At 67.3% G+C, this 21470-nt stretch carries 20 protein-coding genes; 12 read left to right on the top strand and 8 right to left on the bottom strand.

Translation table 11 applies throughout. From position 1 onward, the window contains the following. Nucleotides 1–179: 179 nt before the first annotated feature. A complete protein-coding gene (locus C7H75_RS03525; protein WP_005515626.1) occupies nt 180–812 on the top strand; it encodes a TetR/AcrR family transcriptional regulator in 633 nt (210 codons plus the stop codon). Here the strand turns inward: C7H75_RS03525 and C7H75_RS03530 are convergent. Beyond that, on the bottom strand, nt 755–2275 hold the full coding sequence (locus C7H75_RS03530; protein ID WP_106850940.1) for an MFS transporter: 1521 nt from the start codon (nt 2273–2275) through the stop codon (nt 755–757). The two genes, C7H75_RS03525 and C7H75_RS03530, sit on opposite strands and share 58 nt — an antisense overlap. A 410-nt stretch (nt 2276–2685) precedes the next feature. Here C7H75_RS03530 and C7H75_RS03535 point away from each other — a divergent pair, with 410 nt between their 5' ends. The 6 genes from C7H75_RS03535 (at nt 2686) to C7H75_RS03560 (ending at nt 8065) form a co-directional block, all read left to right on the top strand. Next, nucleotides 2686–3603, top strand: a complete 918-nt coding sequence (locus tag C7H75_RS03535) for a TauD/TfdA dioxygenase family protein (protein ID WP_084865768.1) — start codon at nt 2686–2688, stop codon at nt 3601–3603. Nucleotides 3604–3612: 9 nt separating this feature from the next. Then, on the top strand, nt 3613–4875 hold the full coding sequence (locus C7H75_RS03540; protein WP_064077748.1) for a DUF1214 domain-containing protein: 1263 nt from the start codon (nt 3613–3615) through the stop codon (nt 4873–4875). Nucleotides 4876–4909: 34 nt separating this feature from the next. Then, on the top strand, nt 4910–5272 hold the full coding sequence (locus C7H75_RS03545; protein WP_005515619.1) for a YidH family protein: 363 nt from the start codon (nt 4910–4912) through the stop codon (nt 5270–5272). Continuing rightward, nucleotides 5269–5604 carry a DUF202 domain-containing protein gene (locus C7H75_RS03550; protein WP_005515618.1) on the top strand — a complete coding sequence of 112 codons (336 nt, stop codon included), beginning with the start codon at nt 5269–5271 and terminating at the stop codon, nt 5602–5604. The genes C7H75_RS03545 and C7H75_RS03550 overlap by 4 nt, the downstream gene beginning before the upstream one ends. A 167-nt stretch (nt 5605–5771) precedes the next feature. Next, nucleotides 5772–6608 (top strand): mycofactocin-coupled SDR family oxidoreductase, encoded by an 837-nt coding sequence (locus C7H75_RS03555; RefSeq protein WP_013414839.1) that lies wholly within the window; start codon nt 5772–5774, stop codon nt 6606–6608. Then, nucleotides 6605–8065, top strand: a complete 1461-nt coding sequence (locus C7H75_RS03560; RefSeq protein ID WP_013414840.1) for an MFS transporter — start codon at nt 6605–6607, stop codon at nt 8063–8065. Before C7H75_RS03555 ends, C7H75_RS03560 begins: the two co-directional genes overlap by 4 nt. A 24-nt stretch (nt 8066–8089) precedes the next feature. Here C7H75_RS03560 and C7H75_RS03565 read toward each other — a convergent pair whose 3' ends face one another. The 6 genes from C7H75_RS03565 to C7H75_RS03590 form a co-directional block, all read right to left on the bottom strand. After that, on the bottom strand, nt 8090–8485 hold the full coding sequence (locus C7H75_RS03565) for a CD225/dispanin family protein (RefSeq protein ID WP_064078777.1): 396 nt from the start codon (nt 8483–8485) through the stop codon (nt 8090–8092). 140 nt (nt 8486–8625) lie between these two features. Then, entirely contained in the window at nt 8626–10467 is a 1842-nt protein-coding gene (locus C7H75_RS03570; RefSeq protein WP_106850941.1) for a cholesterol oxidase substrate-binding domain-containing protein, read from the bottom strand. 105 nt (nt 10468–10572) lie between these two features. Next, nucleotides 10573–11433, bottom strand: coding sequence for an enoyl-CoA hydratase ChsH3 (gene chsH3 / locus C7H75_RS03575; protein ID WP_106850942.1), 861 nt, complete (start codon nt 11431–11433; stop codon nt 10573–10575). A 12-nt stretch (nt 11434–11445) separates the two neighbouring features. Further along, nucleotides 11446–13149: a 3-oxosteroid 1-dehydrogenase gene (kstD, locus tag C7H75_RS03580; RefSeq protein ID WP_175280012.1), complete on the bottom strand. Its 1704-nt coding sequence runs from the start codon at nt 13147–13149 to the stop codon at nt 11446–11448. A gap of 204 nt (nt 13150–13353) precedes the next feature. Beyond that, nucleotides 13354–13707, bottom strand: a complete 354-nt coding sequence (locus C7H75_RS03585; RefSeq protein ID WP_005515611.1) for a hypothetical protein — start codon at nt 13705–13707, stop codon at nt 13354–13356. Beyond that, entirely contained in the window at nt 13704–14864 is a 1161-nt protein-coding gene (locus tag C7H75_RS03590; RefSeq protein WP_005515610.1) for a 3-ketosteroid-9-alpha-monooxygenase, oxygenase component, read from the bottom strand. The genes C7H75_RS03585 and C7H75_RS03590 overlap by 4 nt, the downstream gene beginning before the upstream one ends. A gap of 217 nt (nt 14865–15081) precedes the next feature. Between C7H75_RS03590 and hsaA the strand changes: the two genes are divergently transcribed. From hsaA to C7H75_RS03615, 5 genes are all read left to right on the top strand, one after another. Beyond that, on the top strand, nt 15082–16230 hold the full coding sequence (gene hsaA, locus C7H75_RS03595; RefSeq protein WP_172504621.1) for a 3-hydroxy-9,10-secoandrosta-1,3,5(10)-triene-9,17-dione monooxygenase oxygenase subunit: 1149 nt from the start codon (nt 15082–15084) through the stop codon (nt 16228–16230). 9 nt (nt 16231–16239) lie between these two features. Beyond that, nucleotides 16240–17145 (top strand): 4,5:9,10-diseco-3-hydroxy-5,9,17-trioxoandrosta-1(10),2-diene-4-oate hydrolase, encoded by a 906-nt coding sequence (gene hsaD, locus C7H75_RS03600; RefSeq protein ID WP_022594040.1) that lies wholly within the window; start codon nt 16240–16242, stop codon nt 17143–17145. After that, nucleotides 17145–18044: an iron-dependent extradiol dioxygenase HsaC gene (gene hsaC, locus C7H75_RS03605; RefSeq protein WP_022594042.1), complete on the top strand. Its 900-nt coding sequence runs from the start codon at nt 17145–17147 to the stop codon at nt 18042–18044. The genes hsaD and hsaC overlap by 1 nt, the downstream gene beginning before the upstream one ends. Then, nucleotides 18044–18631: a 3-hydroxy-9,10-secoandrosta-1,3,5(10)-triene-9,17-dione monooxygenase reductase subunit gene (hsaB, locus tag C7H75_RS03610; RefSeq protein ID WP_005515604.1), complete on the top strand. Its 588-nt coding sequence runs from the start codon at nt 18044–18046 to the stop codon at nt 18629–18631. Before hsaC ends, hsaB begins: the two co-directional genes overlap by 1 nt. Nucleotides 18632–18879: 248 nt before the next feature. After that, complete coding sequence (locus tag C7H75_RS03615) at nt 18880–19335, top strand: SRPBCC family protein (protein ID WP_041673847.1); 456 nt, start codon at nt 18880–18882, stop codon at nt 19333–19335. Between the two features lie 55 nt (nt 19336–19390). Here C7H75_RS03615 and C7H75_RS03620 read toward each other — a convergent pair whose 3' ends face one another. Next, complete coding sequence (locus tag C7H75_RS03620; RefSeq protein WP_106850944.1) at nt 19391–21448, bottom strand: neutral/alkaline ceramidase; 2058 nt, start codon at nt 21446–21448, stop codon at nt 19391–19393. Nucleotides 21449–21470 lie beyond the last annotated feature (22 nt).

Raw genomic sequence — 21470 nt, forward strand, 5'->3', positions numbered from 1 at the left:
GGAGCACCTCTCTGGGGGTGTGGAACGAGTGCGGAACGTCGTATTCATTGCGGCGGAGCCCATTTCGAGGCACATACTCTGCGAGGCTTCGAGGGGGCGGGCCCGACGTCGCCGGATCTGCGGGGGAGCGTACCCGCTGCGCCTTGACCCTTAAAGCGCCGACTTACTACGCTCTCGGCGTGTCGAATCCCGGAAGCGCGAAGAGCGCGATGATCGAGGTCGCCGAGCGGATGTTCGCGGAACGTGGCATCGACGGCGTGTCGATGCGTGACGTTGCCGCCGCGGCCGGTCAGAAGAACAATTCGGCCGTGCAGTACCACTTCGGCGGGCGCGACGGTCTCGTGCTCGAGGTCTTCCGGCGCCGGATGCGCGAGATCAATCGCAGTCGCGCGGCCTTCCTGTCCAAGCTGGACGAGGAGGGCCGCGGACAAGACATCCGAGGTCTCGTCGAAGCTGTCGTCGTGCCGCTCGCCGACTACCTCCGCACGTCGGGAACCGACTCGTACTACGCGCAGTTCATCGCCCGGGTGTCGCCTTCGGTGGACATCGCGAACGCGGAGCTGTCCGACGTCACCGAGGTCAGTCGCGAGGTCTCCACGCGGCTGATGCGGGCGCTCGACCACCTCCCACGACGGGTCGCGGTGATTCGGGTGGACCTGATGCTGAACATGGCGGTCTCGGCCCTCGCGGTCTTCGAGCAGCGCCGAAACGGCGGCAACACCCTGGTGGACGTCGGCTTCGACGAGACCGTGCGTCATCTGATCGACATGTCGGTGGGGGCGCTCGAGGCACCGGACTCGACCTCGGCGTGACCGCCCGCGACGCGCGGTGACTGCAGGCCGCCGGTGGCAGGCCGACGTCCGTGCTTCATCACGAGAGCGACCACGACGCCGAGGAGTCCGACGGCGGCCGCGTAGAGGAAGCCGCGGGAGAGCGCCGCGTCCGCGTACAGGACGGCGTGGGTCTTCGGGTCGACCGCCTGCACGTGGTGCGACATCACCACACCGGTGACCGTCACGGCGATCGCGGAGCACAGCTGCATCGTCACCCCAGCGATGGCGGTTCCCACGCCGCTGGTCTCGGGCGGTAGTGCGTCCTGCACCAGATTGGCGTTCGACGAGTGCAGGAAGCCGACCGCGAAGCCTGCGATCGCGCTGAGCAGCGCCACCTGCCACGGCAACGTCAACAGCTTGCTGCCCAGGAACATGGTGATCAGGAAGAAGATCCCGGAGCCGAGCAGAACCTGGCGGGCACCGATCCTCTTGGCGAGGAACCCGCCGAACGGCCCGGCGAACATGGCGGTGATACCGAGCGGGCAGGTCCACAGTGCGTACTGGGTGGCGGAAAGTCCGGCGCCGTAGGAGATTCCCGGGAGTCCGGCAGGTGTCTGCAGCAGCGTCGGCATCAACATCGAATGTGCGTTCATCATGTACGCGAGCCCGGTGACAGCCAGCACGGTGGGACCGAACCTGCGGCCGAAAAGGATTCCCAGGTCGATCAGCGGGTGCGGCGCGATCCGCTGCCACGCGACGAAGGCGACCAGCATGACGACGCCCACCAGCAGTAGCCCGCGGGTACTGGTGGCCGACCAACCCCACGAACTGCCCTTCGTGATGCCGAGGAGCAGGACGGCGACGCCTGGTCCGAGCAGGGCGGTGCCGAGGTAGTCCACAGGACGGTCGGTGCGGACGGGGCTCTCCGGAACCACCGACCAGTACAGCGGAATCAGTGCGGCGAGATAGACGGCCATGAACCAGAAGATTCCGTGGAAGCCGAATCCGTCGATCAGCCAGCCCGCGATGAACGGGCCCGCGACCGCGGACATTCCGATACCGGTCGCGACCATGCCCAGTGCGACGGGAACGAAATCGCGCGGCATGATGTCGCGCACGAGGCTGTACGAGAGCGCGACGATTCCGACCAGGACGCCCTGCATGGCTCGGCCGGCGAGCAGCACGGGGAACGTGGTCGCCGTCGCGCACACGACGCTGCCGAGCACGAATACCGCGGCGAGGCCGAGGATCACGCGCTTCTTACCGAGCCGGTCGGACGCCTTGCCGATGAGTGGCATGAGCGTGGCGCCGGTGAGAGTGACGATCGAGACCACCCACGCGATGTTCAACGTCTGGAACGCCGGTGCCATGTGCGGCATCGCCGGGTACACCATGAGGATCTCGAAGGTTGCGATCTCGGAGAAGAAGATGATCACGGCGAGCACGGCGAAGATGCGAGCTCGTGGAATCTTGCCGTGAACAGGAGTGAGGGCTAGCGCCATCGTGGTCCTTCGTTTCGTATATCGAGCGGCGACGGCCGCGCAGGGCAGCACTGAGGCGCAGATCGGCTCGTCGTCGTGAGGAAGTCGTGAGGGAGGTGCCTGGCGGTGGCGTTCGCGACGGAGTCGGGGTGGTGGCGAAGTCGCCCCGGGGAAGGGACCTTAGTCCCACCCGGACGGCGTCCTGTGACGCGGGTCCCACTCAGTGGGTGGCGGGGCTGGCTGCCTCCGTCCCGCCGCTGACTTCTTCAATGCTCTTTCCAGACAGCATGTTTCGACAGTTTAAGTCAGTGTCTTGACGATTTAAGTCGCTGACTGATACTTTGCCGGGGACGTACTCGTCGGCTCAGCCGAACGGACGCGTCGGCGGTGGTGTGTTCGGAGCGGGATCCCTCGAAAGCCAGGAGACTTGCATGGCAACGCTGACCAGTAGTCGAACCGTCGAGATCGGCGGCCATTCGATCGAGTTCGGACCGCGCGGGATGCGCAGGTGCGCCGACGGTTTCGCGTCGGAGCCCTACACGCAGTTCGAGGTGCGGCCGATGACGCCGTTCATCGGTGCGGAGATCCACGGCGTGGATCTGCGGGATCCGAGTCCGGAGGCGATCGAAGAACTGCGCCGGGCCCTGCTGGAATGGAAAGTCGTCTTCTTCCGTGATCAGCAGATCACCGGGACCCAGCACCGCGACTTCGCGCGTCACTGGGGTGAACTGGAGGTGCATCCGCTGCTTCCCCAGGGTGAGGTTCCCGAGGTGGTCCACTTCGAACGAGGCGAGGACAGTCCCGGAACGGAGAACATCTGGCACGTCGACGTGACGTGGCAGAAGCGGCCGCCTCTCGGGTCCGTCCTGCGGGCGCTGGAGGTGCCGCCGGCCGGTGGCGACACGCTGTGGGCCGACATGGGGAACGCCTACGACTGCCTGTCCGACGAGGTGAAGGAGAAGATCGAGGGACGCGTCGCGGTCCACGACTTCGTTCCCTCGTTCGGTCGGTCGATGAGTCCCGAGAAGCTTGCGGCGATGCAGGAACAGTTCCCGCCGGTGGAACACCCGATCGTCCGGATCCATCCCGAGACGGGCCGCCGGACGTTGTTCGTCAACAGCCTGTTCACCACACACATCCCGGACATGGACCCGGTCGAGGGCGAGGCACTGCTGCGCCACCTCTTCGACCAGGCCAAGGTGCCCGACTTCCAGTGCCGGTTCCGGTGGCAGCCCAACTCGATCGCGTTCTGGGACAACCGTGCCACGCAGCACTACGCGGCCAGCGACTACTTCCCGCACCGCCGCGTGATGGAACGTGTCGCCATTCTCGGCGACGTGCCGGCCTGAGGGGGCGCCGTGCAGGCTCCAGACGAGCGCCGGCGGCGCAACGAAGATCTCGACGCGGCGTGGCAGGGGTTGTGCGACAACCTTTCCCGAGCTTCGAAGGTGATCGCGGGCGACCCGCGGTCGGACGACCCCGCGATGCGGGCGGCGGGCTACCGGTACCTGCTCAACCTGCTCAACGCCGGCCTCGAGCAGGTGGTTTTCAGCGCCGATCCGGACTACCCCGAGCTAGGACACCTGCAGGACAACACCAAGCGGTACGCGACGGAGTCCCCGGACTGCCTGTTCGGCCACGCGGTGCTCGACCCGGCAGGGACGTACCGGCTCACCGGAACCGGTGGGCGAGCCCGCTACATCGGACTCACGCTGTACGACACCGTGACCCTGTACGAGAAGGCGCAGTCGGACGGCGACCGGCCGAAGGACTTCCGGGCCGCGTTCCAGGCCGCTACCGGGTCGACACTCGGTGCGATCTCCAACCCTGGCGGAATAGCGTTGCGCGACAACGGTGATTTCGAGGTGATCATCAGCGCCGAACCGCACGACGGCAACTGGTTGCCGATGCCGCCGGCGACGAGGGACATCATCACCCGCCAGTACTTCTACGACTGGAACGCCGAGGATCCGTACCACCTGTCGATCGAGCGGATCGACGTCCACGGGTCCGGCCCGGTCACCGAGCCGGTCACCGTGACAGCCCAGGTGGAATCCGTCGGACGTTTCGTCGACGGCTTCGCCGAATACTGGGCGGCGATGTACAGCCTGCGCGACGGCGACCGCAACGTGCTGCGCACCCAGCCGGCGGTGAGCTCGTCGTACGCCGGTGACGGTGGGCACATCGCATACGGCGGTGGCACTTTCGAGATCGCACCGGACGAGGCTCTGATTCTCGAGGTGACGCCGCCGGAATGCCACTTCTGGAACATCCACCTCGGTGACTACTGGGGACAGTCGCTCGACTACACCTACCGGCAGACGTCGCTCAACGGACACCAGGCGGTGCTCGACCCCGACGGTGTGTTCCGGGCCGTGGTGGCGCACCGTGACCCCGGCGTCGCGAACTGGCTGGACACCGCGGGCAACGAGTTCACCCGGTGCGTGTACCGATGGTGGCTCGCCACCGGCACCGATCTGCCGACGCCGACGGTGCGTAAGGTGAGGTTCGACGAGGTCCTCGCCGAACTGCCCGCGACCACGGAACGGGTCGACGCGGCCCGGCGCCGTGCAACGCTGGCGCGCAGGCGCGCGGCCGTGTTGAAGCGTTACGTTCGGTGACACGATCGCCGGGGCACGAGGAGGAGCAATCACGATGACGACGCGCGGGTGGAGGCCCAGGGCTTTCCGGGAAGGGGAGGATCCGGACCCGCGCTTCACGCTCGCGAACGAACGCACCTATCTCGCCTGGGTGCGCACCGGGCTCGGCCTGATCGCCGCCGCGGTCGGCCTCGAAGCGTTCGGAACGGACGTCGTGGGCCCCACCGTGCACACCGTCCTGGTGGTCGGCCTGCTCGTCGGCGCGGTGTTGCTGGTGGTCTTCGCGTTCCTCCGATGGATGGGGGTGGAGGCGGCGATGCGCACCGGTCGCAGCCTTCCGGTTCCGGCGATCGCGGCCGTCCTGGCCGGGATGATCGCCGGCGCCGGCGTCACACTGCTCATCGTGGTGCTTCGGTGAGCACGGCGGCCGCGGGGCAGCGGGATCCCGGCCTGCAACCCGAGCGCACGACGCTCGCATGGGTGCGCACGGCCGCGAGCCTCGCCGCGGTCGCCTTCCTCTGTCTGCGCTACGTGCCCGGATCCTCGGTGGTAATCCAGGTCCTCGGTACGTGGGCGATCGTGTCGGCGTCCGTCGTCGTGGTGACGGCCCGCCGCCGGTACGAACGGGTGAGCGAGCGCTTCGACGCAGGTCGTGCCGTCTATCCGTTCGCTCTGCTGCTCGGACTGGCCGTCACCGTCGTCGCCCTCGCGGCGGTGTCGGCGGCCGTCATCCTCGTCGACGGACGGTGACGATCGCGTCGCATTTCGCGATCGCGGCGTCGAATGTGCTTCGGTGGGGAGCGTGCAGGAGCCTCCCGCTGGGCGGGACTTGTGGCCGTAGTCACATCCCTGGCGGGTAGTGATAGTTGCGGACCCCGTGTGTCGTCACGGTCCCCGATCTCGAGGAGAGCAGCAGTATGGAGGAGTTCGAAGGCAAGGTCGCGCTGATCACCGGCGGAGCCCGGGGACAGGGACGGTCGCATGCCGTGGCATTCGCCGAACGCGGCGCCGACGTCGTCATCTGTGACCGGTGCGAGGACAGCGACTCGGTGTTCTACCCGCTGGGCACCGAGGAGGACATGGCCGAGACCGTGCGCCTCGTCGAGGCGACCGGCCGCAAGTGCATCGCCGTCAAGGCAGACACCGCCGACCGCGCCGCGATGGACGATCTCGTCGCGCGCGCCGAGTCCGAGTTCGGCCGCGTCGACATCGCGGTCGCGAACGCCGGTGTCTCGGTTGCCGCCCCGGTGCAGTCGATGACGTCGGCGCAGTGGAACGAGGCCATCGGTTCCAATCTGACCGGTGTCTTCAACACGATCGGCGCGGTCTCGCCCGGCATGATCGAGCGGGGCTACGGACGCATCGTCACGATCTCCTCGATGCTCGGTCGCGCCGGCAACACCAACATGGTCGCGTACGCCGCATCGAAGTGGGGCGTCATCGGCATGACGAAGAGCGCCGCGCTCGATCTCGCCCAGAACGGCATCACCGTCAACGCCATCGCGCCCGGCAACATCTCGACCGGGATGATCCACAACAAGGCGCTCTACTCGATGATGCGACCGGATCTCGAAGAACCGACGATGGACGACGTCGCCCCGGTCTTCCAGTCCCTGCACGCGCAGCCCGTGCCGTGGCTCGACCCGTTCGAGATCACCCGTGCAGTGCTCTTCTTCGCCGCCGAAGCCAGCGCCCACATCAGCGGCACCGTGCTTCCCATCGATGCCGGTAATGCCGCCCGTGTGACCGGGTGACAGTCGATCCCCCGCCCGCTCCGCGCACCGCGCGGAGCGGGCTCGTCATCGGGGTACTGAGCCTCAGCGGGATCCTGGTGGCGCTCCTCCAGACGCTCGTCGTTCCCGTCCTGCCGGCGTTCGCGGTCGACCTCGGCGTCCCGCCGACCAGCGCCTCCTGGCTGGTCACCGTCACGCTGTTGACGGGCGCTGTCGGCACACCCCTGATCGGCAAGCTCGCCGACATGTTCGGCAAGCGCGCGATGATGCTGGTGTGCCTCGGGCTGATGATCGCCGGATCGGTGGTCGCGGCCGTCGGTTCGGGCTTCGTGACGGCGGTCGTCGGTCGCGGGCTGCAGGGCTTCGCCATGGCGCTCATGCCGGTCGGCATCAGCATGATGCGGGACGTCCTTCCGCCCGAACGGCTCGGCAGTGGTGTCGCCTTGATGAGCGCGACGATCGGCATCGGCAGCGTACTCGGGATGCCGCTCGCCGGCGTCCTGCACGAACATCTCGGCTGGCAGTCCCTGTTCTGGGTGCCCGCAGCGTTCGCGGTCGTGATGGCGGTGCTGCTGCCCTTCGTGGTCCCGGAGTCGAACACCCGCGCCGCGGGCCGTTTCGATTACGCGGGTGCGGCGCTGTTGACGTCCGCCCTGAGCGCAGTGCTGCTCGCGATCTCGAAGGGCGGCACCTGGGGGTGGGGGAGTCTGCCCACCGTGGGGCTCGCGACTGCCGGTGTGATCGGGCTGGCGGTGTGGATCCCGTTGGAGTCGAGGGTGTCCCATCCGCTCGTCGATCTCCGGACATCGATCCGACGGCCGGTCCTCGTCTCCAACCTGTGCGCGCTCCTTCTGGGGTTCGCCATGTTCCTCAGCTCCTACGCGTCCACGCAGGAACTGCAGGTGCCGAGGTCGGAGGGGCACGGCCTCGGGCTCAGCGCCGCGGCAGCAGGTCTCGTCATGCTCCCGGGCGGCGTCGTGATGATCTTCCTCGCCCCGGTGTCGGCCGCGATGATTCGCGCGTGGGGCGCCGGCGTCACCCTGGCCGTGGGGGCGGGCGCGATCAGTCTGGGTTTCGTCGAACGCGGCGTGTTCGGCAGCAGTGTCCTCACGGTGGGAATCAGCGCGTTCGTCGTCTCGGTGGGCGTCGCGTTCGCGCTCGCCGCGATGCCGGTCCTGATCACGATGGCGGTGCCACTGGACCAGACGGCGTCGGCGAACAGCGTCAACAGCCTGGTTCGCGCGGTCGGAACCTCGGGTGCGAGTGCTGTCGGTGCGGCTGTCCTCGCGGCTTCAGCGGTGATGGTCGGCGCCACCGCGGTGCCCTCGCCGATCGGGCTGGATCGGCTGTTCTGGCTCGGCGCGGCGGTCTCGGCGGTCGCGTTGATCGTCGTCGTCTGTGTTCCGCTGCGGCTCCGGACCGGCACCGCGCGGGTGGACGCGGACGCCCCGGGGCCCGACCCGGCCCGCGTCAGCTGACCGCTACCAGCCCATCCGGCCGCGCTACCAGCCCATCCGGCCACGGTGCCAGTTGTCGTCGTACCCACCGTGCGAGATCCACACCGCCGCCATGACGATGTACGCGATCGCGAGCAGCACGAGAATTCCGCCGAGGATCCACAACGACAGCTGCCCCAGTTTGCGGACCCGATCCGACGCGTACTGCGCGCCGGCGTAGTCGCCGCGCGCCCACCTCGGATACACCTCGAACGCGTTGCTGAACGCCGCGAACGCGAGGGGCCAGAACGCGACCAGGGAAGCGACCGCCCAGCCGGCGTTGGCCGGAGGTGGAGCCGGGGGCTGCTGGTGTGGTTGCGGACCCCCCGCGTACCCGGTCGTGGGTTCCGTCGGGCCGGTCGGCGGCGGGGGAGGAACAGGATCCGGATTCGTCGATGTCATGACAGCACTCCCTCGTTCGCGACTGTCACCGATCACTTTCGACGGTACGCCGACGGTGCCTGCCCGGCACACGACGACGCCGGTGGTGCCCGAGCGGTTACTCGGGCACCACCGGCGTCGGTGGAACGGTTCAGGCGGCCCTACGGAAGCAGCTTGTCCATGAATCCGTTGGTGAACACGCGATGCGGGTCGATCTGGTTGTACCGAGCGCGCGCGGTGTCCCAGTTCTCGGTCGTCGGGACACCTTCGATGTAGGTGGCGCGCATCTTGTTCGTGACGATGTCGTTGTCGGTGTACGGGTCGGGACCGAACGCCCACCCCTTCGACCACTCGGGCCGGAAGGTGGCGTCGTCGTTGTTGTAGTGGCTCCGCATCCACTGCTCCATCTCGCGGTAGAACTCGAACATGCCGGGGGTGCCCGGAACACCGAGAACGTTCAGCCAGATCGCGACGTCCCAGTCCGGATGATCCGGACGCGGACGGGTCGCCGAGATGGTCGGCGGGCCCACCGACGGCACCTTGACGTCGGCTGCCTGATCGAGCCCGCAGCAGCGGATCTCGACCGGACCGTTGAGCGGGAACTCGCCCTTCGCGCGGTAGAACTCGATGCGCTCGTGGAACCACTCGGTGAAGTCGTTGATCACGGTCGCGATGTTGGCGCGGCTCGTGACGACGGCGCCGCCGCCCTCGGTGAGTCGCAACGTCGTGGCCTTGATGTAGAACTGGACGTCCTTCGACCAGCCCCAGATGTCGTTGGCATTCGTCGCGGCCAGCCCGAGCTTGGTGATCTCGTACATCGCCGGGCCGAACAGCGGTGCGATTCCGGGGTTTCCGGCGTTGATGGCGCCGATCATGTCGGTGATGGGCTCCGGCAGGTTGTCGGAGAAGATGTAGTTGTACGGGCCGGAGACCTCACGCGCCTGCGGAGGCTTGCCGACGAGGGAGCCCGCCGAGCCGAGGCTTCCGACCTCGTTCGACGAGTCCGGCTTGGTCGGCGAGACCGTCCACACCTTCATCCACGGCTTCTCGGTGAACGGGTACCAGATCGCCTCGGCGCCGCCCGATTCCGCGACGAACTTCTCGAACGTGCGGCCGTCGGCGCCCTTCGGCGCGAACAGTTCCCGCCACGGGATGTCGGTGTAGCTCTGGCACCGCTGACGGAAGTTGGGGCCGGCCTGCATCGTCACCGAGGTCAGGAAGCAGCGCCCGAGGTTGGTGAGCAGTGGGGTGATCCGAGGATCGTTGCGCTGGTACGTCTCGAGTGCGTAGGTGGTGCCGTTCCAGACGACCGCGGTCAGTTCGGTGACCAGGTTGCTCAGCGAACCGTAGGTGTGACCGGGCAGCGTGGTCTGGCCGACGGCCGGCAGCGCCGCACCGTGCGCGTTGACCGCGAGGGCGCCACCGATCGACAGCACACCCGGAGCGGGGAGGTTGGCCCAGCCGAGGTTGTGCTTCTGCAGTTCGGTGACGATCGCCTCGATGCTGGCGCCGGCACCGGCGGTGACGGTGGCCACGGGGCCGCTCGTGTTCACCGTGATGCCGTTCAGATGCGTCATCGTGTCGGCGAGGAGCACCTTCTCGACGTTGGCCCCCTTCTCCACGGTGAGCGGGGTCCAGCCGTGCATCGCGCCGCGCGGGCGGATCTTGTAGTCGTGCTCGTGCGCCCAGTTGGCAAGGCGAACGACATCCTGTGGCGTCTTGGGCGAGCAGACCCAGGTGGCGTCCAGCATGATCTCCTTGGACCAGTTCTGGTACGCCTGCTGGAACAGTGCGATGTCGTTCGGGAAGTTCGGCGGCGTCGGAAGCGGCGCGACCGGCCCGGTCGATCCGAGCGATCCGAGGGAGCCGGCGGAACCGGCAGGGACGGCGAAGGCCGGGGTCCAGCCGCCGAGTGCGCCGGCTGCCAGCACGCCGGCGCCCGCAGCGCCCGCGGTGAGGAATCCTCGCCGGGACAGCCGTAACTGCTCGTCGTTGAGCGTCATTCGTGTACTCCAAGGTGTGTGAGGGGAAAGAAGTACGGGTGCAGATATTCCCGGTCGGGTCGGCGTGGACGCCGACCCGACCGGTACAGCTGTGTGCGGACGTCGCTAGGCGACAGTGAGCACGACGTCGGCCAGGGCCGGTGAGTCGTCACGCTCGGGAACGGTTGCGGAGATCAGCAGCTGGTCGCCGTCGCGCCACATTCGCGTCCGGAGGCTTTCGCCGGGGAAGACTACCCCGGCGAAACGAGCGCGAAATCCCTTGACGCGGCTGGCATCACCGTCGAGGACGGTGTCGGTGGCAGCCTTGCAGACGATCCCGTAGGTGCACAGTCCATGCAGAATAGGCGCCGGAAAGCCCGCAGCGGTCGCAAATGCCGGATCCGAGTGCAACGGGTTCCGGTCACCGCACATCCGGTACAGCAGCGCCTGCTGCGGCAGGACCTGCGAAATCGACTCGAAATCCGGTGTCCTGTCGGGGAGAGCGACCGATTCGGACGGTCCGCGCTCACCCCCGAAACCACCCTCGCCCCGCGCGAAGATCGACGATCGGGCCGTCCACAACGGCGACCCGTCCAGCGCGACCGTAGTGGATTCCTGCACGATCACCGCGGCCTTGCCCTTGTCCCACACCTCGGCGATCCGAGTCGTGGTCTGCGCCGACCCGCTGGCGGGGATCGGCGCGTGGACGGTGACCTCCTGGCTGCCGTGGACGACCTTCGCGAGGTCGATCTCGACGCCCGGGAACGACACCCGCGGCGCCTCGGTCGCGTGGATGTTCGCCACGACCGTCGCGAACGTCGGCAGCACCTGGGGCTTGACGTCGTCGAGGTAGGCGAGCTCCCGGGGATCGAGTGGGCGTGCGCCCGCACCGATTCCGAGGTGGTACAGCTGCACGTCCGAGGGAGTCCAGGAGAACTCCTGAGCCTGTAGCTCGGCTCCGATCGCGATCGACGGATCGATGGGCACTGTCGTCTCCTGTCAGTTCGTCACGGACGGCGCTGCGGCACGGGCACGGTCGGCGATGTCGAGCACCGCGAGGTACGCGAACGTCATGGCGGGACCGATGGTCGCGCCCGGTCCGGCGTACGTGTGGCCCATGACCGGAGAGCTGCAGTTGCCGGCCGCGTACAGGCCTTCGATGACCGAGCCGTCCTCGCGCAGCGCGCGGCCGTCGACGTCGGTGCGAATGCCGCCCTTGGTGCCGAGGTCGCCGGGCACCATCTTGATCGCGTAGAACGGCGCCTTGCTGATCTCGGCGAGGCTCGGGTTCTTCAGCCGCGGATCGCCGTAGTAGTGGTCGTAGCCACTGTCGCCGCGCCCGAAGTCCTCGTCCTTACCGTTGCGCGCGAAGCCGTTGAACCGCTCGACGGTTTCCGTGAGCGCGTGGGCCGGCAGCCCGGCCTTCTCCGCGAGTTCGGCGATCGTGTCGGCCTTGACGACCACTCCGGCCTTGAGCCAGCGTCCCGGGAACGGCGAGCGCGGCGTGATGCCGGCGAAGGTGTACCGGTTGCGGTAGCGCTGATCGAGGATCATCCAGGTCGGAATGTTCTCGCCCGGACCCTCGCCCTGGCCGTACTTGCCGCCGTACATCATGTGAGTCGCCTCGACGTACGGTGCGGCCTCGTTGCCGAAGCGCTGGCCGCGGGTGTTGACCATCATGCTGCCGGGCAGCGTGCGCTCCGACAGCGCGAACCAGGGGCCGCCGGTGAGCGGGATCGACGGACCCCACCACGCGTCCTCCATGAACTCGACTGCCGCACCGAGCTTCTGGCCGGCGACGATGCCGTCACCGGTGTTGGCCGCGGCACCGACGGTCCATTCGGTACCGATCGGGGCGCGCTGGTACTTCTTGCGCATCTCGTCGTTGTGCTCGAATCCGCCCGAGCCCAGGACGACGCCGTGGCGGGCCCGGATGATCTGCTCGGTCGGTCCGTCGGGGCCGTCGACGAGTGCCTTCACGCCGCGCACCGCGCCGTCCTCGGTGTACAGCTCGGTGAGCGGGGTGTTCAGCAGGATCGGGACCCCGGCGTCGCGCAGGCCGAGTCGGAGGCCGGCCATGAGGGCCTGCCCGCGGACCAGGAGATCCTTGCCGCGCGCCTTGGCCGCCAGGAATCGCATGCCGACCTTCATGGCACGCAGCGGTCCGCGGCGGTTGCGCATGAGCAGGTTGAGCCAGCGGTAGTCAGCCTGGGTGATGACGAAGTTCTGTGGGGCCTTGACGTAGTCGGGCTCGAGGTTCTTGCGGTCGTCACCGAGCCGATTGCCGTCGAACGGGACCGGCTCGACGGAGCGTCCGCCGAGCCGCCCGCCCGGCGCCTCCGGGTAGTAGTCGGAGTAGTCGGGCACCCACTGCAGCTCGAGGGCGCTGTTCTCCATGACGAACGACAGCATCTCGGGTCCACGGTCGATGTAGGTGTCGATCTTCGCGGGATCGACGACGTCGCCGATGATGCTGTGGAGGTAGGTGCGCGCCGCGTCGACGGTGTCGGTGACACCGTCCCGCTTCAGTACCTCGTTGTTCGGGATCCAGACACCTCCGCCCGACCGTGCGGACGAGCCGCCGTAGTGGGCGGCCTTCTCGATCACGACCACACACAGCCCCTTGTGTGCCGCGGTGAGGGCTGCGGTCATGCCGGCTGCGCCGCTGCCGACGACGACGATGTCGTATTCCTGCTTGCTCATGTAGAACACGTTATAGAACTAGGTGCATGACAGTCCATGCTTTCTGCCAGGAAGTATTGCCGGGTCTTTACACCGGCCTCGGTTGCAAACGAACACGTGTTGCAGTCAAGTCGGCGAGAGGGTGGAGAGGCGGGCCGGCCGGGCGCGGCGAGGCCCCGAACCGTTGCACGGTTCGGGGCCTCGCGGTGGGCGCTGGTGAGTACGTCAGCCGGCGGAGTCGGTCCGCCGTTCCTCCGGGACCTCGAGGATGCCTTCCATCACCGCGTGCTGGATGCTGCTGAGCAGTCGGGGGCACGTCTGACGCGACCCGGCACGCCCGCCGGCGGCCGTGAACTCCGGGCACACCTCGGCAGGGTTGCCCTGCCACTGGATGCTGGTGTGCTTGAAGCTGTTCTTCTGGACGAGCACGCATGTTCCGCACGCTCGGCACTGCACCTCTTGCAGCCCCTGCTCGAGGTAGTTGTGCTGGTCCACTGCGGTCTGTGCGCGGACGGCCTCGACCCGGGCCGGGCTGTCGGCGTAGCTGGGGGCCTTGGCCCAGGTCGAGGTCATCTTCACACTCCCGTCTTGTGTTCGGCGGCCGACTCGGCCGCCGCCTTCTCCTCCGCCTGGCGTGCCAGGTTCGCGTCGACCTCACGCTGCCAGGCCTCGACGGCCTTGCTGGTGTCGATCTCGAACTCGAACCGCTGTGTGGCCTTCTCGTCGACGTCTGCGACGTCCACATAGAACTGGTCGTACCAGCGTCGCAGCTGATAGACCGGGCCATCCTCCTCGCAGAGCAGCGGATTCTCGATCTTGGTCTTGTTCTTCCAGATCGCGACGTCCTGCTCGAAGCCCATCGCCACACCCTCGGTGAACTTGGTGGCGAGCTTGTCGCTGGTGGCGTCGTCGAGCCCCTTCGGCTTCTCCACGGCCACGCCGTACATGAGCACGAAGGAATCCTGGGTCACCGGGTAGTGGCAGTTGATCAGGATGCTCTCGACCTTGTAGCCGCTGTAGTTGTTGTGCAGCCAGTTGACCATGTACGACGGACCGAAGTACGACGCCTCCGAGTCCAGGACCGAATCGCCGTACTGGGTCCCCATGCTGCCGACGTCGGGCCGGCCGTGGTTCTGCAGGTACTGCGACGCGACGTGGCCCTCGAAGACGTTCTTGAAGTACTTGGGGAAGCCGAAGTGGACGTAGAAGAAGTGCGCCATGTCGACGACGTTGTCGACGATCTCGCGGCAGTTGGAACCCTCGACCAGGATGCGGTTCCACTTCCAGTCGGTCCACTCGTCGGTGAACACCTCCGGCAGGCGCGGAATCGTGACGTCGTCCGGCGGCGGGTTGCCCTCGGGATCGTTCCACACGAAGAGCTGCTTGTTCTCCTGCAGCGTGATCCACGAGCGGGTCCGTGCGATCGGCGGCACTCGACGGGCGTACGGGATGTCGGTGCACTTGCCGTTGCCGCCCCAACGCCAGTCGTGGAACGGGCAGGCCACCGAGTCGCCCTTGATCTCACCTTGGCTGAGGTCACCGCCCATGTGCCGGCAGTACGCGTCGAGAACGTGGAGCTTGTTCTGGCTGTCCGCGAAGACGACCAGTTTGGTGCCGAACGCCTCGATCGCGTGCGGCTTTCCGTCGAGGAACTCGCTCTCCAGACCGATGCAGTGCCAACCGCGTGCGAAACGCGTCTGCGGAGCTCCCACATCGATCTCACGAATCTGCGCCATCAGTACCTCACATCCCTTGTAGCTGTTGCTAGAACACGTTATAGAACTTCGACGGATTTCGCTAGATTTCAGGTGCTTGTGATCGGCAAAGACTTCGTATGACCAGTGGAATTGCCGTTTTCTCGACATGGAAGAGAACGTGTTCTAGTCTCAGGGCAAGTCAACATCGAATTACAGACGGGAGCGTCCAGTGGGTGACCATGACAGCCACGAGGTGATGCAGCGGATCGACGCGCTACTGCCGGTGCTGCGTGAACGCGCGCAGGAGACCGAGGATCTGCGCCGCATCCCCGACGAGTCCATCAAGGCGCTCCAGGAGACCGGCTTCTTCCGGTTGGTGCAGCCGAAGCAGTGGGGCGGTCTCGAGTCCGATCCCGTCACCTTCTACACCGCGGTCCGCAACATCGCGAGCGCCTGCGGCTCCACCGGATGGGTCGCCGGTATCCTCGGCATCCACAACTGGCACCTCGCCCTGTTCGACCAGCAGGCGCAGGAAGACGTGTGGGGCAAGGACACCGACGTCCGGATCTCGTCGTCGTACGCGCCGATGGGCGCGGGCGAGGCGATCGAGGGCGGCTACAAGGTCAACGGCGCCTGGGCATGGTCCTCGGGCTGCGACCATGCGTCGTGGGTCGTCGTCGGTGGACCGGTCATCAAGGACGGCCGCCCCGTCGACTTCGGCAGCTTCCTCATTCCCCGTGAGGACTACGAGATCGACGACGTCTGGAACGTCGTCGGCCTCAAGGGCACCGGCAGCAACACCGTCGTCGTCAAGGACGTCTTCGTCCCGCGGCACCGGTTCCTGAGCTTCAAGGCCATGAGCGACCTGACGGCACCGGGTCTGCAGCAGAACACCGCCCCGGTCTACAAGATGCCGTGGGGAACCATCCACCCCACCACCATCTCCAGCCCCATCGTCGGCATGGCGTACGGCGCCTACGAGGCCCACGTCGAGCACCAGGGCAAGCGTGTTCGTGCGGCGTACGCCGGCGAGAAGGCCAAGGACGATCCGTTCGCCAAGATCCGGATCGCCGAGGCGTCCAGCGATATCGATGCCGCGTGGCGTCAGCTGTCGGGCAATGTCGCCGACGAGTACGCGCACCTGCTCGCCGGCGAGGAGGTGCCGATGGAACTGCGCCTGCGTGCTCGCCGTGACCAGGTTCGCGCCACCGGCCGCGCGATCGCCTCGATCGACCTGCTGTTCGAGAATTCGGGTGCCACGGCGCTCGCGAACGGCACTCCGATCCAGCGCTTCTGGCGCGACGCGCACGCCGGCCGCGTGCACGCCGCCAACGACGCCGAGCGCGCGTACGTGATGTTCGGTGGCGCCGAGTTCGGCCTGCCGCTCACCGACACGATGGTCTAGGGGCGGAACATGACGGCAACCGAGGAGCTCACGTACGAGTCGACCTCGCGCTTCGCGCAGGTCCGCGACGACCTGAAGCTGCACTACCACGAGGCGGGAGTCGGCAACGGCCCCACGATCGTGCTGCTGCACGGCGGCGGTCCCGGCGCGTCGTCGTGGTCCAACTTCGCGAAGAACATTCCCGTTCTCGCGCAGCAGTTCCACGTGATCGCGGTGGACCAGCCCGGCTACGGCCGGTCCGACAAGCCCACCGAGCACCCCCAGTACTTCCGGCACAGTGCGTCGGCGCTGAAGGATCTGCTCGACACGATCGGTATCACCGAGCGCGTTCACCTGCTGGGCAATTCGCTCGGCGGCGGTGCCGCGGTGCGGTTCGCGCTGGACTACCCCGATCGCGCCGGCCGGCTGGTGCTCATGGGCCCCGGTGGCCTGAGCGTCAACCTGTTCGCGCCGGATCCCACCGAGGGCGTCCGGAATCTCGGCAAGTTCGCGTACCAGCCCACGCGGGAGAACCTCGAGGCGTTCCTGCGCATCATGGTGTTCGACCAGAAGCTCATCACCGACGAGCTGATCGACGAGCGGTTCGCCGCCGCCAGTGCGCCCGAGTCGCTGGCGGCCGCCAAGGCGATGGGTAGGTCGTTCTCGAGTTCGGAGTTCGAGCTCGGAATGTTGTGGCGCGACGCCTACAAGCTGCGTCAGCGGGTGTTGTTGATCTGGGGTCGCGAGGACCGGGTCAACCCGATCGACGGTGCGCTGGTGGCGCTCAAGATGATTCCGCGGGTCCAACTGCACGTCTTCGGCGGCTGCGGACACTGGGCGCAGCTCGAGAAGTTCGACGAGTTCAACCGGCTCGCGAGCGACTTCCTGCTCGACAGCGACATCGCCCGAGGCTCCGCCCGAGAAGGGGGTAAGTGATGAGTATCCGTTCGCTGGCGTACCTGCGCATCGAGGCGACCGACATGGCCGCGTGGCGCGAGTACGGGCTCAAGGTGCTCGGCATGATCGAGGGCAAGGGCTCCAATCCCGACAACCTGTACCTGCGCATGGACGACTACCCCGCGCGCCTGGTCATCGTTCCCGGTGAACGTGACGGCCTGTACGCCACCGGCTGGGAGTGCGCGAACGCCGAAGGGCTGCAGGAGATCCGTGAGCGCCTGGCCAAGGCCGACTGGGAGTTCGAGGAGGGCACCAAGGAGGAGGCGGCCGAACGCAACGTCGTCGAGTTCGTCAAGTGCCGGGACGCTTCGGGGTCGCGCCTGGAGATCTTCCACACGATCGCCCTGCAGCACCGCCGCATCGTGAGTCCGTACGGGCACAAGTTCGTCACCGGCGAGCAGGGGCTCGGGCACGTCGTGCTCGCGACCAAGGACGACGCCGCGGATCTCGAGTTCTACCGTGACGTGCTCGGATTCAAGCTGCGCGACTCGATGCGCCTGCCTCCGCAGGTCGTGGGGCGTCCGGCGGACGGTGACCCGGCGTGGCTGCGCTTCCTGGGCTGCAACCCGCGCCACCACAGCCTCGCGTTCGCGCCCCTGCCGAACCCCTCCGGCATCGTGCATCTGATGGTCGAGGTCGAGAACTCCGACGACGTCGGGCTCTGCCTCGATCGCGCGCTCCGCAAGAACGTGAAGATGTCGGCGACGCTGGGCCGCCACGTCAACGACCTGATGCTGTCGTTCTACATGAAGACGCCGGGCGGATTCGACGTCGAATTCGGTTGCGAGGGCCTCGAGGTCGAGGACGACACGTGGATCGCCAAGGAGAGCACCGCCGTGAGCCTGTGGGGTCACGACTTCACGGTGGGGTTCAAGTAATGTCCGCGCACGAGACGGCTGGTGCGGGGACCGGCGCGGAGATCGATCCGCGCCAGTTCCGGACCGTGCTCGGCCAGTTCTGCACCGGCGTCACGATCATCACCACGATCGACGACGACGCCCCGGTCGGGTTCGCCTGCCAGTCGTTCGCGGCGCTGTCGCTCGATCCGCCGCTCGTGCTGTTCTGTCCCACCAAGGCGTCGCGCTCGTGGGCGGCGATCGAGCGCTCCGGTCGCTTCGCCGTCAACGTGCTCGCCGAGGAACAGCAGTCGACGTGCGCCCGGTTCGGATCCCGAGAGCCCGACAAGTTCGCCGGAATCGACTGGACTCCATCGCCGTTGGGTTCGCCGATCCTCACCGGATCGCTCGCGCACATCGACTGCACGGTCGAGACCGTGCACGACGGTGGCGACCACTACGTGGTGTTCGGGCGCGTGCATTCGATGAGCGAGATCAAGACCGAACGGCCGCTACTGTTCTATCGCGGCCAGTACACCGGCATCGAACCGGACAAGACCGTGCCGGCGAAGTGGCGGGACGATCTCGAGGCGTTCCTCACCACCGCCAGCGAGGACACCTGGTTGTAGCAAGCTTGCCCCGGGGGAGGAAAAAGGGCTGAAGGGTCCCTTCGTGCGCTGACAGCGCGTGAAGGGACCCTTCGTCTGTTCGAGGCCCTTCAAAACCGCAGGATGCCGGACTAGGATCGAAAGTGATGCTCGTGCGGATGCCGTGTTGTGGATCGTGAAAGCGACTGCGCGAGCAGTCCATCGGCGCGGGTGCGCCAAACTCATGCGTGACGCGTCGACCATTGTCGCGAGTCGAGGATGTGAGATTCATGGCCAAGACGCTGCGGACGGACGAATCCGTCGTCATCAATCGTCCGCTTCCCGAGGTGTTCGAGTACTTCACCGATCCCGTGCACGCGCTGGAGTGGGGAACCAACATCAGCGAGTACAAGATGCTCTCGGGTGCGCCCGACCAGGTCGGCTCGGTGGCATCGCTCGACGCACGGGTTGCCGGCGCGAAGGTTCACGCCACGGAGGAGATCACCGCGTACGAGAAGAACAAGCGGATCGGCTTCGCCTCGCGGGAGTCGAAGATCGGGTACACGCGTGAGCTGGATTTCGACAGTGACGGCGACGGCGCCACCAAGGTGACGTTTCTACAGGAGGGCGAGACCGGCTCCGGTCTCTTCAAGTTCGCCGATGCCATCGTGCAGAAGCTGTACGCGCGAGACGTACGGGGAAACCTGGAGAACGCCAGAGAGATTCTGGAGAACCCGAACGGCTGAAGGGTCCCTTCGTGCGCTGTGAGCGTACGAAGGGACCCTTCAGCCGGTGAGGGAGCTAGCGGACGGTGAACTCCGCCGAGGTTCCGGTGAAGGCGAACACCGCCCCCTCCGGGTTCTTCCAGTTGCCGAAGTGCTGGATGCGGTAGGTGCCCGACGGCGTGCCGGGGGGCACGTCCCACGTGATGCGTGCGACGGAGGAATTGAGGCCCTCCCGGCGCCAGCGGTACTTGGTGGCCCAGTCGCCGTCGTCCGCGTGCCGGGTCCACCGGTCGCCGTCGCGCCGTTGCACCTCGAAATACGTTCCACGACGGTGCAGGTCGTTCTTGGGGTGGCCGGTGACGAACTCGACGGCCACCTGCTCGCCGGTGCCGATGCTGCCCGCGGGCTGCACGACGACGTCGCCGAAGTCGCGGCCGGGTAGCGGTGCGTCGAAGGGGAACTCGCGTCCGAAGCCGGGCTGGAAGCCGGACAGATCGCGCGGCGCCGGGCCGCGCGGGACGTCGGCGCCCGCCTTCATCGCTGCCGCGAGGGCCGCGAAACCCTGCTGGTACGCGGGAAGAGTGTTGCGGCCGAACAGCGTCGAGCCGCCCTCGTACTGCTGGGCGTCGTACTCCTCGGGCGTGGTGCAGTAGCTCGAGTACGCGTTGGCGTAGCCGTTGAAGATGACGTTCTCGAGCGGGACACCCAGTTCCTCGGCGACGGTGCGGCGGATCCGCAGGCCCGAGACGATCGTGAACTCCGCCGGGCCGCCGACGACGTAGACGTCACCGATGCGGATGATCTGGATCTTGAGCACGTGTGGCACCCAGCCGTCCGGGGGCAGCAGGCCCACGGGCACCAGCACCAGCTTGGGGGCCTGCGCGTCGGACAGCCACTGCGGGGTGGGGGTGTCGATGCCGCCGAGCGCGTCGATCATCGGGTTGCGAGTGCCCTCGGTGAAGATCTCGATCGCCGGGCCGTCCTCGGTGCTGCCGGCCGCCATCGCCGCGCCCACACAGGCCGGGGCGGTGCGACGGACCTGGCCGTCGGAGGTGTACTTGCCGTCCACCACCTGGTTCGCCATGTCCAGGTACATGATTCGGCTGTCCACCGTGGTCGATGCCAGCGGCGTGGCCTTCCTGAACGCCTCGCGGGCGGCCGCCACCTGCCGCTCGCCGATGATCCGGGTGTTCTCGAATTCGTCGGCGGTGGGACCGTGGCCGGGCTTCAGATCCAGGTTGGGGGACATGTCGCCGGTGTTGGTCTGCGGGAAGCACGCGACGAACCCGGGCTTACCGTCGAGGTAGCGCACCCCGGCGACATCGTGCTCCCAGAAATACGCGGCGGCGCCCTTGTTGTCGCCCGAGATCAGGTGGTTCTTGTTGGTCAGCGACGCGCCGTGGGTAGGGAACCAGCCGATGCCGCCGACGTTGTCGCCGCCCTGGCTGATCCGGAGCACGCGCATCGCGGTGTCGATGCCGAGCGGGTAGTAGTCCTTGTCGCCTTGCGGGTTCCGATCGAAGGCCGCCCTCGACCGGTTCACGCTCGCGTCCTTCAGTTCGCTGCGCCCGTACGCGACGGTGCCGGCCGCGAGGTTGTCGTGCGCCGCGACGATGGCCTCCACGACGCCGTCGACCTCGGCGTCGAACACCTGCGGCTGGAAGCCCAGCGTCGCCAGGCTGTAGGCGTAGTCCTGCGACGCGCCGCCGCACGCCGCGTGCGAGTGCACCGCCGTGAGCATCACGTTCTTCTCGGTGTACAGGTCACCGTACTTCGCGGCGAGTCGGGCGAGCACGGCGTCGTGCACGGCCTGGAACACCATGCACGTATCGGCGCAGGTGTAGACGACGCGGTTGTCGTCGGCGTCGGCGAAGACATAGGCGCGCACCCGGGTTCGCTGGTGCAGGCCCTCGGCGCGCTGGTCGAACTGCGAGTAGCCCATCATGCCGTTCTCGGCGACCGGGCCGGTCATGTCGGACAGGCCGACTCCGACCCGGAACCCGCGATCGGGCGCGGCTCGGTGGGCCGGGGCGGTGGCCGAGCGAGGCTGAGCTGAAGCGGTCGAGCTGGCAATGGCTGCGAGCGCCGGTGCGGCCACGGCTCCGGCCAGCACGCTGCGTCGACTGATCGTCACGACGTAATCCTTTGCGCGAAGT

The organism is Rhodococcus (subgen. Prescottella) equi (assembly GCF_003013675.1).
Lineage (GTDB): Bacteria > Actinomycetota > Actinomycetes > Mycobacteriales > Mycobacteriaceae > Prescottella > Prescottella equi.